Below are 12,094 nucleotides of genomic sequence, written 5' to 3' on the forward strand. Positions count from 1 at the left end.
TAGGCTGCCCTCATCACCGCATAGAGCGGTCGTGGAGGCAACCCGTGGCAACAGCCGCATCCCAGATCGAGCAGCAGAGGTTCCGCCAAGAGCGTGATCGCTTCGAGGCACTGAGCCCGTATGAGCAGGCAAGCCGGTTGTTCGCTGTGGCGAGCGGGGCAGCGGTGCAGGCGCGGCAGAGGCGGGCGTGACGGAGGCCGCAGATCCTGCCGCCGCGATCGCTGCGTTGCTCGCTGATGCCGCCTGTCACATTGCCGATGCGCTGCCGGAGCTGATGATCGTCACCCGCGGCGGCGAGCACTTCGAACGCCGCCTTCGCCCATACCTCAACGAGGTGACGCACTGCCTTGCAAGCGCGCTCGAAGCGGCGCTGGAGGCATCCGCGGACGCCGAGGCCCAGCTTGGGATCGCGGATCGCCGGGTGGGGGAGGACGCGATGCGGACCGCCGCCCGCGCGTATCTCGACGTGGCTGCGGCATGATGCGCGCCGGCTCGCTACCCCGGTCGATGTTCACGACCCGCAAGCCGCCCCGCGCCGGACGCCCCGCATGGAAGTGCGCGGACAAGTTCAAGCGCTGGCTGCGGAAGCTGCCGTGCGCGCGCTGCATGTATGCGCCCGGCGACCGGTCGAACCCGATTGTCGCCGCCCACGTCGACCATGCGGGCGGGAAGGGCACCTCAACCAAGGTCGCCGACCGCCACTGCATTCCCCTGTGTGACGACTGCCACAAGCAGCAGCATGCGATGGGGTGGAAGTCGTTCGAGCTGGGCCTGCCGACGCGGGAGGCCGTCGCGCTCGCCGCGGCATATTGGCAGCGCTGGCCTGATCGCGCCGAATGGGAGCGCGAGCTTGCCGCGCAGGGCGGTGAGCAATGACCGGCCACCACATCAGCGTCACCCGCCATGCCGTAAACCGCTGGATGGAGCGGATTGATCGGCGCGCGGATTACGAGCAGGCTGACGAGGCCATCCGTTCGCATGCCAAGGCGGTGTGCGCGGCTGCGGCCTTCGGCTGCACCTGCGTGAAGCTGGCGACCGGCGATCGTCTCATCCTCGACGGCCGCAGCGTCGTGACTGTGCTCAGCCGCGAACAGGGCGTTCTATCGGCGCCGGGGGTGCGGACATGAGCGCCGGCACAATCACCGATCCCGACCTGATGCAAGCGATCGAGGAAATGCAGTTCGTCGCCTCCCGCCTCGAACAGCTCACCAACCTCATCCTCGATCTCGACGAGGCCCAGGCATACGAGCGGATCGCCAGCATGAAGCGGGAGCGCGCCGACCTGCGGGACCAGATCAGCGCGCGAGCCGAGAAACTGAAGCTGCCGGCGCGTGCCCTGGCGCTCATTCTGTCGACCGCGGTGAGCCTGCGGACGCCCCGCAAGCGCCAGCTGCCGACGCTGCTCGCCATCCGCAACCACATCGAAGTCGCGACGGATGCCGCAGCGCGGGATCAACGTGAGGCTGAGGTCGAGGCGAAAATCGCCCGCGTCACTGCGCGCGGCGCTGGTCTGCGCGCGCAGGCTGGCCGTGACGCGATCGCCTATCTGGAGGCAAGCCGCGATGCTGGCTGACCCGAACAAGCCGCCCGTCGCCCGGCAACCACCCGTCGCTTACTGGATCCCCAGCAAGCCGAAGGACCCGTGGTTCGGTACGATCCGTGGCGCGACGAAGAACGCGTTCGGCTGGGAGGGCGGTGCCCGATTCACCGAAGAGCAAGAGGCGGCAATGATCCGTCTCAATATCGACATCCCGACGGCCAAGTCGATGACGGTGAAGCGGCAGGCAAACCAGTCCGAAATCTGGACCGGCATCGGTACGCTGCCCGCGGTCTTCGCGTTCGAGTGCCCACTGGTGCCCGTGAAGCCGAAGGCTGACGGTCGCATCCGCGTCATCACACCGGCCGGGCTGCTTGCCTGGGTGCTCCCTGATGGCTGGGCTCATCGACCTTACCGCCAAACCGAATTCGACCCCTATTTGCGAGATCGCCGATGACCTGGCTTGATCATGCCGCGCATGTCGCGGGCGTGCTGTCCCTCTGCGTCTTCGCCGGGGCGGGCATCGCCTCGGCCTATGCGATCATCATAACGACTGTGCCGCAATGGCGGCGCATCATCAGCCTCGCGATGGGCCGGATCGAGGTCCTCTATCCCGAACCCCAAGCCGCCTCGGACGCGCCGCACGCGTCGGCATTCCCCCAGCACCGCGTCGACGAGGCCGTCGCCGTGCCAGCCCTCGCGCGCGCCCGCGCAGGTCGGAGCCATCCCCATGCCCGCTAACCAAAGCACGCCAGAGGTCACGAGGGCGCTGAAGCCGTGTCCGCATTGCGGATCGCACAGCGAGTTCAACCCATCCGTTTCCCAGAGCCAGAAGTATGCCGAGCCGGGCGACGCAAAAGCTGGCACTGTCGCCAACCTCGCTGCTGGATTGGTTCCGGCAGGTTGGTATGTCGAGTGCGATGAATGCGGCGCATGCGGAGGGCATAGCGACAACCGCGACGAAGCAATTCGCCTGTGGAACACCCGCACCCCGGCACGCGGGGGAGATGAACTGCGGGAGGCGTTGGACTTCGGGCGGCAGTATTTTGAGCGCGGGTTCATCGCCGCCTACGCATGGGCGTCCGTTAAGCTGCCTTCGACGCAGATAAGCGACGAGGTGATCGATCACGCTTGGGATCACCGTAACGAAGGCATGGATGAAGGCGACCTGTTGCCAACCGCCCTCGCGTCTACCGACATGGCCGGTGCGGGGGAGGGGCAGAGCGTGGATTTTAAGGCCGCGTGGCAAGCACTTTCCGAGCCGCTTTCATGGATGCACGATAACCCTTTTCTCAAAGGTTATTGGGGTTGGGGCCTCGCTGACATCGCGAACGACCTGATCGATCGTGCTTATCCAAGTCTGCGACCCGCCGCGCAACAGACCAATTCACAAGGTCAGCAGGCTCATCCGCGCCCTGCTGGTGATTTCCCATGCGCGGACATTTCGGAGGTAGAACCCGATGGAAAATGCAGCCCACGTAACGAAGCTGATCGAGAAGGCAGCATCAGCGGACAAGTCGGAGGACGCGATGCGGTTCTCGCAGGCAGCATGCAATGCGGCCAACGCAATGTGCGCGGTCAAGACGTCAGCGAAGTGACGGAAGGTGGCGAGGGGGTAACACCTCTCGCCATATCCCCCGCGACTAACCGGATGCTCGAACAGGCCGCGAAGATTGCAGAGGGACATGAGCCGACGGGCTACATGTCCGATCGCGAGCGCGATTACTGCCGGGATCATGGTCAAGAAATTGCAGACCTCATTCGCTGCGCCGCCCCACAGGTGGAGGGGCTGACGAGCGGGGAGGGGGACGCACGGAAACTGCTGGTCGATATGTTTGGCAGACGTGTCGGTTATTCGAGCCGCATGGCCGTAGAAGCGATGCTTGCGTTTGCCGCCGCCTCCCCCAAGGCCACCGCGACCGCGAGCGTGCGGGAGGCCTATATCCTGACCGTCGCGAAGGCAGCCGATTACGTTGTCCGCTTCGAGGCTGCGGTGGAGCAACAGAAGGATGATCCTTCGGCTGCGCTGACCTACCTCGCATCGCAGGCTGAAGTCGCCGTTCGCTACATCAAGCGCCTGATCGCCCTCACGGACAGCGGTACTGCCGCCACCATCGGGGGAGAGCGGGCAAAAGACTTGGCGTTCGTGATCGCTGAAGCAAAGCGCACCCTCCACGTCGTGCAGCGCACCATGGAGTGCAACGCCGACGATGAGCGGCGCTGGGCTGACACGATCCAGTGGCTGGAGGGGCTGGCATGAAGCGCTTCCTCACCATGATCGCGGCGCACGCGGTCGCTGACTATCCGCTGCAAGGCGACTTCCTCGCGAAGGCTAAGAACCGCACGGCTCCGCTACCGGGTGTGCCGTGGTGGCAGGCCCTTGGCGCACATGCGATCATCCATGGTGGCGCCGTTGGCCTCATCACCCGATCGCCGGCCATGGGCGTTGCCGAAGCTGTCGTCCACGCAATCACCGATGACCTGAAGTGTCGCGGAAAGCTGACCTACAACCAGGATCAAGCCATCCACGTCGCGTCTAAGGCACTTTGGGCCGTTCTCGCCACCATCGGCCAGCAGGACGGGGGGAAGTGATGGGCGTTGTTTATCCGCAATGCGAGGCTTGCGGCGCCAAAATCCCCGAAAGCCACGCACACATCGACGAAGACGGGTTCATTGGATGCCGGCCATGCTTCCCGGTGTCCAATCGACCGGAGGATGGCAATCGCTTCCTGCGTGGAAAATGCTTCCGTCCTCGTGACCCCTCCATCCGGGACACGCCCAATGGACAATGAGAAGGGGGCGAACCTGCAAGGAAACGTTGCAGGTTGCCCGGAAGACGCCCAGCGAGACGCGCTGGCGATCCAGCACCAGATCGGCTTGCTGACCCCGCTTGCCCGCGTCCTCGACGTCTATTCCGATAAGCCGGCCGCTGGTGACGATTTCGTAGCCAGCGCACTCGCCGAGTTCATCCGCATTTCGCACCTCGTGGCCAGGCGAGCCGCGATTGCCATGGAGACACGCCCATGACCCCCGACGTGCCCGCGATTTGTGCGCCCCGCCGTGTGCAGCTATCCCGCAGGAAGGGCTGGCGGATGCCGGCGAATACCGTGTCGGTCGCGCGGCCGACCCGATACGGGAATCAGAATATCGTCGGCATTGATGGCACCGCAGCGGAATGCGTCGCCAAATTCCGCGCGGATATGCTGGAAGGCTTGAACCAGCCGGAGGGGAGCCTGCACCGGGCGCTATATCGGTCTGCGATCGGCAAGCTGCGCGGCAAGAATCTCGCCTGCTGGTGTGCGCTCGACCAGCCCTGCCATGCCGACGTGCTGCTCGAATTGGCGAACGGCCCAGCCCTCCTGAAGGAGCAGCAGCCATGATGCCGCCGCTTCCGCCGTTCGTGTGCGAGGTCGTTCGCGTCCATGACGGGGACGGGCCGCTGTGGTGCCGATCGGGCCAGAAGGTCCGCGTCGCTGGCATCCAGGCGCCGGACTTCGAAGATGCGGCCCCGTGCCGCCGTCCGCCCGCGCGCCGTGCCGCATATACCTGCGACGACGTCGCCGCAGAGCGCGCACGGCTGATCGTCTCGCGCCTGACGCTCGGCCGCCGCCTGATCTGTCAGTCGACCGGTCGGAGCTATAGCCGGATCGTGGCGCGCTGCACGCTGCCCGACGGGCGGTCTCTGTCGTGCGCCGCGATCGCCGCCGGCGCCGCTGTCCGCTGGGATCGGTACTGGCGCCAATATCGAATGGGAGATTGTCGATGACCGATACGGTCGACCGCCGCACGGACAGCCTGCTGCGCGTGAAGGAAGTGAAGCAGCGCACCGGCCTATCCGTGGCCACGATCTACCGGCGTGTCGCGGCTAAGACTTTCCCGCAGAAGGTTCAGCTGGGGCCGAAGTCCGTCGCCTTCTACAAGAGCGACGTGGACGCCTTCATCGCGGACCCGCTCGGCTATCGCGCCGCCTGATCGCGTAGAAGGCCGTCTGGGTGCTCCAGTCCTCGCGAGATCATCTCGGACCACACCTCGGCGAGGGCGCGCCGCCGCGCTGCGAATTTCGCGCGCATGTAGGCAAACTCGCTGCCGGACACGCCCTTCGGCCGGTGCGCCAGCATCAGGTCGATCAGCAGTCGGTCGCCTTCCTTCCCGTGCTCCATAGCCCACTCGTTCATGAGCGTGGAGAACGCGGAGCGCCAGCCATGCGGGACATGCCGCCCCTTATAGGTGCCGCCGTCCATCCGCTTATAGAGCGTGCTCAGCGCGGCATCGCTCATCGGCTCGCGCGCGGACTTACCACCGGGGAACAGCAGCTTGCCGCGTCCGGTGAGGCGATGCAGCGCGCGGAGGGCATCGATCATCTGCGACGTCAGGGGCACATCGTGATCGAACGCCTCATCGCCCTTGTCCTCGACGTCGAGCTTCATCCGCTCTGCCGAGATACGCCAGACGGCCGCCGCCGGCCGCTGATCGGGATTGGCCCAATCGATGCCCTCGAATTCTGCCCAGGTCGCGGTGCGCAGAACGCCGACACGGATAGCAGTCAGGGCAAGCAGGCGCGAGGCGAGCTTCGTCGTGGGGCTGGACGTCGACCCATCGACGGTACGCTGCAGCTTTGCCAGGTCGGAAAGGCCGGTAATCGCGGGCTGCTTGGCGCCACGAGGCGTAGGCTTCAGCGCATGGATCAGGTCGGTCGTTGGGTTGACGGCCACCAGATGCTCGCCCTTTGCGCGGACGAAGATCGCGGAAATGTAGCCCAGCACGCGCTTCGCCGTCTCGATCGATCCGCGCCGTTCTATCTTGCGCAGCACTTTGAGGATGAGGGGGCCGTCGATGTCGCTGATCGGCAGGCGGCCAAGGTCCGGGAAGACGTCGCGCTCCAGGGCGTTCATCACCACCGTCGCATGTCGCGCCGACCAGCGCGGCCGCTCGTCCTCATGCCAGGCCACCGCCGATGTCTTGAAGGCGGCGCCGACTGCCGCGATCGCTGCGCGCCGCTCGCGTTCGGCTTCGATCGCCGGATCCTTGTTGAGGCGCAGCGTGGCGCGCGCGGCGTCGCGTCGCTCGCGGGCTTCGGCGAGGGGCACCTCCGGGAATTGGCCGAAGGTCAGAACCTTCTCTTTGCCGCCGTACCGATATTTGAGGCGCCAAGACTTTGCGCCGGTCGGCGTGACGAACAGGTAGAGGCCTTTTTCGTCGGCCACCTTGTACGGCTTTTCGGCTGGCTTTGCGTTGCGAACTTCGACGACGGTCAGCGGCATGAATCACCCCAGATGCTCACCTGCGCCGCCGGTTTGGGGGTATCGGGAGCGATCCGTGATTCGGATACCCCCAGCGATTACCCCAAGCGCGCCGCGCTGGTCCGTTCTACTATGAGAACGAATGAGAAACAAATGTGGCTCAAAAGGCGCCGTAGTGCGCAGGTATGCAGAGGTATGAACCCCATGACACTAGCATTTGGTGGGCCCGGCAGGACTCGAACCCGCAACCTAGCCGTTATGAGCGGCCAGCTCTAACCATTGAGCTACAGGCCCCGCCATGATGCTGGCCGTGCGCTAGCCCAGCTTGGCGAGAAGCGAAAGATGGGAACCGCGCGATCCCCACAGAAACGGCAATAGAAAAGGGGCGCTTCCCGCATGGGAAACGCCCCTTTCGATCGTGCAACAGCAGATCGGCGCGTCGAGCGAATGCCCGACGCAGCGCGATTACATGTTGTCCGCCTTGGCTTCAGCGGCGTCACGGACGTTGTCCGCAGCGGCGTTGATGTTGTCGGCCTTGTTCTCGAGAACCGCTTCGGCAGTCGCGTTCGAGGTGTTGTCGGCCATGGCGTCCAGGTTGTCGGCCTGCATTTCCATGTTGTCCGCCAGCATGTCCGCGTTGTTCTCAACGGCGGCGGCTTCAGGCGACTTCGAGCAGGCAGCGACGGACATCAGGCCGGCGGCAGCGAGAACGAAAGCGATCTTCTTCATTCGAATGCTCCCAAGCAAAGCAAAAATCGCGGCCGGCCCGATCGCCGTCGCGAGGCAGCCCAAATACCGCACGACTCCCCGCGGTCAATCATGAAATTCATCGAAATGAAAGCAAATGGGCCTTCTCCGCGGGTTAGGTCGGGCCGCAACGGCGGTTCAACGACGTGGCGTGACGGGCCCGATCTCCTCCGGCGCGTTGGCGACGACGCCCAGCATTGTCGTCCACGCAGCGACGTTCTGGCGCAGCTGCACGGGGTCGATCCGCTCGAGCGTGTCGTCGGGCGTGTGGTGCGTATCGAAATAGCGCGTACCGTCCTGGTTGAGATCGACCGCCGCGACGCCCAGCGCCAGCGTCGGGCCGACATCGGTGCCGTCGCCGCCCACACCGGCGCCACGTGCGATGCCGAGCGGCGCGAGCGCACTTTGCAGGCGATCCGCCACCGGCTTCGCACTGTCGGGAAGGTTCACCTCGAACCGCCAGACGCGGTCGGCGCCGAAGTCGCTCTCGCTGGCGATGGCGTGGCGTTCCTGGCCGTGGACGCGGGCATAGTCCTTGCCGCCATAGCCGCCCGGCTCTTCGGCACCGAACCAGACGACGCGGATCGTGCGGCGCGGCCGCGGACCGTCGAGCAGGCGCTTGGCCGCCGCGGTGGTAATCGCGACGCCGCTCGCATCGTCGATCGCACCGGTGCCGAGGTCCCAGCTGTCGAGGTGCCCGCCGACCAGCACGACGCCGGCCTTGGGATCGCTGCCCGGCACTTCGGCAATGACGTTGCCCGAGGTGCCGGTGCCCGCGAAGCGCGGGGTGAGCGTCAGCTTCAGCGTGATCGGCTTGCCACGGGCGGCGATCCGCTCGATTTGGTCGCCATCGGAAACGGACAGCGCCGCGGCGGGGATGGGGGCGGTGCCGGCCGGGAAATTGGTGCCGCCGGTGTGCGGGTTGCGATGGGGATCGGTGCCGATCGATTTGATCACGATCGCCGCGGCGCCCATTTTCGCCGCCAGCGCCGGCCCGACGAAGCGCGCCGGGCCATAGGCGCCATAGCTCGACCCGTCCTGCGTGGGGTCCATCGCATTGCCGACATAGACGATCTTGCCGCGCACGCTGTCGGGCGCGGCATTGGCGAGCTCGCCATAGCTCTTGAACACGACGAGCGGCGCGGTGAGGCCGCTCGCCGGCGTCGCGCCCGAATTGCCGAGCGCCACCAGCTTCAGCTGTTGCGGGAAGGGGGCGACCACCTCCGCCGTCTCGGTGCCGCGCAGCCAGACGGGCATCTGATATTCCTCGACATGCACGTTCTTGAAGCCGAGCGACTTGAGCTTCGCAACCGCCCAAATTCGCGCGCGCGCTTCGGCATCGGTCGCCGCCAGCCGCTGGCCGACCTCGGTCGTCAGCCCCTCGACGATGTCATAGGCCAGCGTGTCGGTCAGCGCCGCATCGCGCAGCGCGGCGACCTTGGGATCGACGGGGGCGGGGACGGGCGGGGCGGTCCGCTGCGCGAACGCGAGGCCGGGTAGGGCGGTGGTCGCGGCGAGGGAGAGCAGGGCGAGGGCGACGCGCGTCATATTCGGTAAATCCCCTTGTCGTTTTTATCGTCTGGCCCACGCGTGCCCGAAGCGGCGCCGGCACACAAGCGGGTCAGCATAGATGCAGCGCGACACGGCCCTGGCGGCTGGCATTTGCACGCGCGCCGGCCAATCGCTACATGGCGGAGCAAATCTCCCAACCCTTTCCAGCCTTCAGGAGCCGTCGGCACATGGCCGTCCAGTATACCTACGTCATGAAGGGTCTGAGCAAGACCTTCCCGGGCGCCAACAAGCCCGTGCTCAACAACATCCACCTGCAGTTCATTCCGGGCGCGAAGATCGCGATCATCGGCCCGAACGGCGCCGGCAAGTCGACCCTGATGAAGGTCATGGCCGGCATGGACACCGACTTCACCGGCGAAGCCTGGGCGGCCGAGGGCGTGCGCGTCGGCTATCTGGCGCAGGAGCCGCAGCTCGATCCGACCAAGGACGTGATGGGCAACGTCAAGGACGGCGTGCGTCCGGTTGCGGACCTAGTCGATCGCTTCAACGCCATCTCGGCCGAAATGGGCGATCCGAAGGACGACACCGATTTCGACGCGCTGATGGAAGAGATGGGCGAGCTGCAGGGCAAGATCGACGCGGTCGACGGCTGGACGCTCGACAACCAGCTCGAAGTCGCCATGGAGGCGCTGCGCTGCCCGCCGGGCGATGCCGACGTCACCAAGCTGTCGGGCGGTGAAAAGCGCCGCGTCGCGCTGTGCAAGCTGCTGCTCGAAAAGCCCGACATTCTGCTGCTCGACGAACCGACCAACCACCTCGACGCCGAAAGCGTGTCGTGGCTGGAAAACTACCTCAAGGAATATACCGGCAACGTCATCCTGGTGACGCACGACCGCTACTTCCTCGACAATGTCGTCAACTGGGTGCTCGAGCTCGACCGCGGCCGCTACTACACCTACGAATCGAACTATTCGGGCTATCTGGAAAAGAAGGCCAAGCGCCTCGAACAGGAAGAGCGCGAGGAGGCCGGCAAGCAGAAGGCGATCGCCGACGAACTCGCCTGGATGCGCCAGACGCCCAAGGCGCGCCAGACCAAGTCGAAGGCGCGTATCCGCGCGTTCGAGGAGCTGATGGAAAAGCAGGAGAATCGCGTCGCCGGCAAGGCGCAGATCCTCATCCAGCTGCCCGAACGCCTCGGCGGCAAGGTGATCGAGGCCAAGGGCCTGACCAAGTCGTACGGCGACAAGCTGCTGTTCGAGAACCTCGACTTCACGCTGCCGCCGGGCGGCATCGTCGGCGTGATCGGCCCGAACGGCGCCGGCAAGTCGACGCTGTTCAAGCTGATCACCGGCCAGGAACAGCCCGATGCGGGCGAGATCAGCGTCGGGTCGACGGTGAAGCTCGGCTATGTCGACCAGAGCCGCGACGACCTCGATCCCAACAAGAACGTCTGGCAGGAAATCTCCGACGAGCTGGAGGTCTTCCGTTTCGGCAAGCAGGAGCTGGGCACGCGCGCCTATGTCGGCGCGTTCAACTTCCGTGGCCCCGACCAGCAGAAGAAGGTCGGCCAGCTGTCGGGCGGTGAGCGCAACCGCGTCCACATGGCCAAGATGCTGAAGGAGGGCGGCAACGTCCTGCTGCTCGACGAACCGACCAACGACCTCGACGTGGAAACGCTGCGCGCGCTCGAAGAGGCGCTGGAGACGTTCGCGGGCTGCGCCGTGGTCATCAGCCACGATCGCTTCTTCCTCGATCGCCTGTGCACGCACATCCTCGCGTTCGAAGGCGACAGCCATGTCGAATGGTTCGAGGGCAACTACGAATCGTACGAGGAAGACAAGCGCCGCCGCATGGGCGACGCCGCCGACCGCCCGACGCGCCTCGCCTACAAGAAGCTGACGCGCTGATGCCGGGCCGCCAGTCGCCGGGGGATACCCTTGGCGGCTGGCTGTTGGCGAATGGCCTCGATGCACCGGACGGGCCGGGCGGCATCGCCGACGTGGCGCGGGTTCGCGACCTTTTGGTCGCGGCGGCGCGTGAGGGCCGGGCGATGACCTACAGCGAAATCCTAGGCGCGCTGGGCCACCGCTTCACGCGGCCGAAGATGCGGGCATTGTGTGCGACGCTCGACCGGATCGATACGGATGGCGCGGCGGCGGGCGAGCCGGGCCTTGCGGTGCTGGTCGTTCGACAATCGGACGGTCTGCCCGGGCAGGGCTGGTGGATCGGCACAGCGGCGGACAACGGCTATACGGGGCAGTGGACAGGACCGGATGCCGAGACGTTCGTCCACGGGCGGCAGGCGGAAGCGTTCCGCTATTGGCGCGTTCGATAGCGGTTCACAGCGCATCCGTTTCGATGTCGACGTCGCGAATGGTCGCTATTTCGATCTTCTGACCCAAAGCCGTCTCGCGCTGATGGTCATAGGCGTCGCCTTCTGGGCTCCATAACTGATGAATGACGCGCCGGTTCGCGTCCACAACCCAATATTCCATGATGCCAGCTCGGGCGTAGATGCGCGTCTTGTCGGTCAGATCAAAGGTCAAGGTGCTCGCCGAGACTCCGACAAGCATGGCGACGCTCATCAGCGGTATCGGTCCATCGCCCTTGGGCTCGGCGGTGAGGATGATATCAGGCTGCGGTTCGTTAAAAGCGTCGATTGCAACCGATTGCTCGGTGGCGACGCGGAGGGGTGATCCCAGGTCTTCGAGGGCACGGCGTAACCTATAAGCGAGTTCATCCTTGATGGAACCATGGCGGCGATATTGTGGACTCATGCCGTAAACCACACCATCGACCAGCTCTGTCTTTTCACGGTCATCCAGCAAACCCGCATCGGTTAGCAGGTGATAATCCCGTCGTCGCAGCTTGATAGGAAAAGACGCATCACTTTCCGGCTCCGCGTCGCTTTGCACAGGGACGCCGAACAAGGCGCCGTCCAGAAGTTCCGCCTTGGAGTATTCGGAGAATACGCCCGCGCTTTTCAGCAACCAAAAGGCGTCCGCCGTCAGCAGAACCGGTTCACGACGCGCAAATGGCGAGTGGATATTCACACGTT

Annotated in this window: 18 protein-coding genes and 1 tRNA gene; 14 read left to right on the forward strand and 5 right to left on the reverse strand. The window is 65.3% G+C overall.

The window, feature by feature from the left end:
• Positions 1 to 187 precede the first annotated feature (187 nt).
• The 12 genes from ACP7A3_RS00190 to ACP7A3_RS00245 all read left to right on the forward strand — a co-directional run bounded on the left by ACP7A3_RS00190 (position 188) and on the right by ACP7A3_RS00245 (position 5,509).
• A complete protein-coding gene (locus ACP7A3_RS00190; protein WP_426254526.1) occupies positions 188 to 481 on the forward strand; it encodes a hypothetical protein in 294 nt (97 codons plus the stop codon).
• The gene (locus ACP7A3_RS00195; RefSeq protein ID WP_426254527.1) at positions 478 to 876 is read left to right on the forward strand and encodes a hypothetical protein; all 399 of its coding nucleotides are present in this window, start codon (positions 478 to 480) and stop codon (positions 874 to 876) included. The genes ACP7A3_RS00190 and ACP7A3_RS00195 overlap by 4 nt, the downstream gene beginning before the upstream one ends.
• A complete protein-coding gene (locus tag ACP7A3_RS00200; protein WP_241891322.1) occupies positions 873 to 1,127 on the forward strand; it encodes a hypothetical protein in 255 nt (84 codons plus the stop codon). The genes ACP7A3_RS00195 and ACP7A3_RS00200 overlap by 4 nt, the downstream gene beginning before the upstream one ends.
• A complete protein-coding gene (locus ACP7A3_RS00205; protein ID WP_426254528.1) occupies positions 1,124 to 1,573 on the forward strand; it encodes a hypothetical protein in 450 nt (149 codons plus the stop codon). Before ACP7A3_RS00200 ends, ACP7A3_RS00205 begins: the two co-directional genes overlap by 4 nt.
• Complete coding sequence (locus tag ACP7A3_RS00210; RefSeq protein ID WP_241891407.1) at positions 1,563 to 1,994, forward strand: hypothetical protein; 432 nt, start codon at positions 1,563 to 1,565, stop codon at positions 1,992 to 1,994. Before ACP7A3_RS00205 ends, ACP7A3_RS00210 begins: the two co-directional genes overlap by 11 nt.
• Positions 1,991 to 2,278 (forward strand): hypothetical protein, encoded by a 288-nt coding sequence (locus ACP7A3_RS00215; protein WP_426254529.1) that lies wholly within the window; start codon positions 1,991 to 1,993, stop codon positions 2,276 to 2,278. The genes ACP7A3_RS00210 and ACP7A3_RS00215 overlap by 4 nt, the downstream gene beginning before the upstream one ends.
• Positions 2,268 to 3,797, forward strand: a complete 1,530-nt coding sequence (locus tag ACP7A3_RS00220) for a Lar family restriction alleviation protein (RefSeq protein WP_426254530.1) — start codon at positions 2,268 to 2,270, stop codon at positions 3,795 to 3,797. The genes ACP7A3_RS00215 and ACP7A3_RS00220 overlap by 11 nt, the downstream gene beginning before the upstream one ends.
• On the forward strand, positions 3,794 to 4,129 hold the full coding sequence (locus tag ACP7A3_RS00225) for a hypothetical protein (RefSeq protein ID WP_426254531.1): 336 nt from the start codon (positions 3,794 to 3,796) through the stop codon (positions 4,127 to 4,129). The genes ACP7A3_RS00220 and ACP7A3_RS00225 overlap by 4 nt, the downstream gene beginning before the upstream one ends.
• A 189-nt stretch (positions 4,130 to 4,318) precedes the next feature.
• Entirely contained in the window at positions 4,319 to 4,564 is a 246-nt protein-coding gene (locus tag ACP7A3_RS00230; protein WP_426254532.1) for a hypothetical protein, read from the forward strand.
• On the forward strand, positions 4,561 to 4,917 hold the full coding sequence (locus ACP7A3_RS00235) for a DUF4326 domain-containing protein (protein ID WP_426254533.1): 357 nt from the start codon (positions 4,561 to 4,563) through the stop codon (positions 4,915 to 4,917). Before ACP7A3_RS00230 ends, ACP7A3_RS00235 begins: the two co-directional genes overlap by 4 nt.
• Positions 4,914 to 5,303 carry a thermonuclease family protein gene (locus tag ACP7A3_RS00240; protein WP_426254534.1) on the forward strand — a complete coding sequence of 130 codons (390 nt, stop codon included), beginning with the start codon at positions 4,914 to 4,916 and terminating at the stop codon, positions 5,301 to 5,303. The genes ACP7A3_RS00235 and ACP7A3_RS00240 overlap by 4 nt, the downstream gene beginning before the upstream one ends.
• Positions 5,300 to 5,509: a helix-turn-helix transcriptional regulator gene (locus ACP7A3_RS00245; RefSeq protein WP_241891415.1), complete on the forward strand. Its 210-nt coding sequence runs from the start codon at positions 5,300 to 5,302 to the stop codon at positions 5,507 to 5,509. The genes ACP7A3_RS00240 and ACP7A3_RS00245 overlap by 4 nt, the downstream gene beginning before the upstream one ends.
• Here ACP7A3_RS00245 and ACP7A3_RS00250 read toward each other — a convergent pair.
• From ACP7A3_RS00250 to ACP7A3_RS00265, 4 genes are all read right to left on the reverse strand, one after another.
• Positions 5,494 to 6,798 carry a tyrosine-type recombinase/integrase gene (locus tag ACP7A3_RS00250; RefSeq protein WP_426254535.1) on the reverse strand — a complete coding sequence of 435 codons (1,305 nt, stop codon included), beginning with the start codon at positions 6,796 to 6,798 and terminating at the stop codon, positions 5,494 to 5,496. The genes ACP7A3_RS00245 and ACP7A3_RS00250 overlap by 16 nt on opposite strands.
• Before the next feature lie 197 nt (positions 6,799 to 6,995).
• Positions 6,996 to 7,071 (reverse strand) — tRNA-Ile (locus tag ACP7A3_RS00255).
• A gap of 171 nt (positions 7,072 to 7,242) precedes the next feature.
• On the reverse strand, positions 7,243 to 7,506 hold the full coding sequence (locus ACP7A3_RS00260; protein ID WP_017978999.1) for a hypothetical protein: 264 nt from the start codon (positions 7,504 to 7,506) through the stop codon (positions 7,243 to 7,245).
• A gap of 156 nt (positions 7,507 to 7,662) precedes the next feature.
• The gene (locus ACP7A3_RS00265; RefSeq protein ID WP_426254536.1) at positions 7,663 to 9,072 is read right to left on the reverse strand and encodes a M28 family peptidase; all 1,410 of its coding nucleotides are present in this window, start codon (positions 9,070 to 9,072) and stop codon (positions 7,663 to 7,665) included.
• Between the two features lie 191 nt (positions 9,073 to 9,263).
• Between ACP7A3_RS00265 and ettA the strand changes: the two genes are divergently transcribed.
• Both ettA and ACP7A3_RS00275 read left to right on the forward strand, forming a co-directional pair.
• Positions 9,264 to 10,943, forward strand: coding sequence for an energy-dependent translational throttle protein EttA (gene ettA, locus ACP7A3_RS00270; protein WP_426254537.1), 1,680 nt, complete (start codon positions 9,264 to 9,266; stop codon positions 10,941 to 10,943).
• On the forward strand, positions 10,943 to 11,371 hold the full coding sequence (locus tag ACP7A3_RS00275) for a ribose-phosphate pyrophosphokinase (protein WP_426254538.1): 429 nt from the start codon (positions 10,943 to 10,945) through the stop codon (positions 11,369 to 11,371). The genes ettA and ACP7A3_RS00275 overlap by 1 nt, the downstream gene beginning before the upstream one ends.
• A 4-nt stretch (positions 11,372 to 11,375) precedes the next feature.
• Here the strand turns inward: ACP7A3_RS00275 and ACP7A3_RS00280 are convergent, their stop codons facing one another.
• Positions 11,376 to 12,089 (reverse strand): Uma2 family endonuclease, encoded by a 714-nt coding sequence (locus ACP7A3_RS00280; RefSeq protein WP_426254539.1) that lies wholly within the window; start codon positions 12,087 to 12,089, stop codon positions 11,376 to 11,378.
• Between the last annotated feature and the right edge of the window lie 5 nt (positions 12,090 to 12,094).

This window comes from Sphingomonas sp. DC5200-1, assembly GCF_049897245.1.
Lineage (GTDB): Bacteria > Pseudomonadota > Alphaproteobacteria > Sphingomonadales > Sphingomonadaceae > Sphingomonas > Sphingomonas aquatilis.